Source organism: Levilactobacillus cerevisiae (assembly GCF_003946245.1).
GTDB classification, from domain to species: Bacteria; Bacillota; Bacilli; order Lactobacillales; family Lactobacillaceae; genus Levilactobacillus; species Levilactobacillus cerevisiae.
Genome location: NZ_RHNN01000068.1, coordinates 1 through 2,001, shown reverse-complemented (window position 1 = coordinate 2,001; position 2,001 = coordinate 1). Strand labels below are relative to the sequence as shown.

1 protein-coding gene and 1 pseudogene are annotated in these 2,001 nt (G+C 36.8%); one reads left to right on the top strand and one right to left on the bottom strand.

Annotated elements, in window-relative coordinates:
* Positions 1-97: pseudogene (locus EKM99_RS15555) on the top strand (IS30 family transposase); the annotation flags it as partial.
* A gap of 313 nt (positions 98-410) precedes the next feature.
* On the opposite strand, the gene EKM99_RS15550 reads toward EKM99_RS15555, so the two are convergent.
* Entirely contained in the window at positions 411-1,592 is a 1,182-nt protein-coding gene (locus EKM99_RS15550; RefSeq protein ID WP_087128308.1) for an SAM-dependent methyltransferase, read from the bottom strand.
* Positions 1,593-2,001: the final 409 nt, after the last annotated feature.

Genomic DNA, 2,001 nt, shown 5'->3' with positions numbered 1-2,001 from the left:
GACGTTACTCCAAATTAACCAGCGACCGCTTAAAATACTCGACTGGCAAACACCGTATCAGGTTATGCTGACAAATTTTTCCAAAAATTCGGATTAAATTTGCAATCTACCTCTTGGCTTTGATTCTAGATAATAGAGCTAATATAAAAGAGGTTCAGGTGCGTCGAGGACACGCACCTGAACCTCTTTTATATTAGTACCTAATTCTGTTAAAAGCACTATTCCATTCTGTACAATTACTTGGCTTCGTCTTCGTCGGTTCATAAAACGGCCATGAGTGCTTCCTGTTTCTTAATAAATTCCCTGCTACTCCATACTGGTCTGAACTGGTCTAAGGAGGTGTTAGCGATACTGCGTTTATATTCCTACGGTTTCAGATCGCCACCATTGGTTTATCAATAACAATTTCACTATACTTCGTTCTGATAAACATATTGACGTGTCATTGGTAGGCCAGTTCCACTTGGAGCATTTGTAAGTAAGTATTGCATAACATCAATGTTTCCCGATTCAAATGCCCCTGCACAAGCTTGGAGGTATAGCGACCACATTCTAGAGAATGGGACTCCATACTTTTCTCTTACTTGATCAATAACACCATTGTAATTGCTATACCAAATTTCCAATGTTCTTTGATAGTGCCGACGTAAAGTTTCTAGGTCTGTCAATTGTAACCCTGAATCCATAACGTGCCGTAAATTTTCAGCAACATTGGGAATATACCCACCATGGAAGATGTATTTATTCAAAAATGGGTCAACGCCGGCTCCTTCATGCTGACCTGTAATTCCATGAATTAAAGCTCGCCCATTAGGCTTCAACAAGTCTTTAACTTTATTAAAGTATAGTCCTAAATTTTCTTTCCCCACATGCTCAAACATTCCAACGGAAGTAACGTAATCATACTTATCATCCACTTCACGATAATCTTCAAGTAACACAGAAACCTTGCTTTCAAGGTGACGAGCCTTAATTTGCTCCTGCGTATAATCATACTGCTCTTGACTTAAGGTTACTCCCGTCGCATTGAGTCCAAATTCCTCAGCAGCCATAAATAGTAAAGTGCCCCATCCACTGCCAATATCCAACAACCGTTTCCCAGATTCAGGGTCCAACTTATGAATAATGTGTCGGTCCTTATTTAATTGTGCTTCTTCGAGAGTATCGTTATCATGTTCAAAATAAGCGCATGAGTAAGTCATGGTTTTATCCAACCATAACCGATAAAACTCATTCCCAATATCATAGTGCTTCTGAATATCTCGTTCGCTATTTTTTTCTGAGTGAGAAATACTTGGCAAATGTTTCAAGAAGGGATTGTTGGTTAAAAAACTATGGTCGGTTCGAAAAGCAGATGTAATTAATTCTTGTATACTGCCATCAATTTCAATTTCGCCATTCATATAAGCCTCTGCTAACACAAGAGTTGGCTCAGATGTCATTGATTTAAGCGAAATTTCTTTCTTAAACGTTATTGCAATATTTGGAGTTCCCTCACCATATGTGGCAATTGAACCATCCCAATAAGTAACTGAAATAGGAATGTCAAACGCATGACTCAATAGTTCTTTGTATGCCATTTTTTCTAACATCATATAGCCCCCTAAATCATATTAGGTTTAATTTTAACGCTTACTATATTTAGTACAAAATAATTTCTTAAGACAAATTCATTTAGTTTCATCAGCAGAATATATTTCAAGGCAAGAAGATTCTATTAAAAGCTTGTTGGTTTCTAGACATTGTTAAAACAGTGTTCACAGATAATACATTCAGAGATTAGATCTTTACGGCAAAACAGGTCTAGATAAAGAGGCAGTGCCGATAAATGTATTAGTTGATGCTAACTTTAAACAGTTGTCCAATATGTACATGCACTATCAAATTAACAAGGTTTGAGAGCGTAAAATATCTTGTGTAAATACATAAAAGATTTCTGAATTGTATAGAAATAGGGAATGCCTTCCCTTATGATATTTAGTAACCACAGAAAACATCACA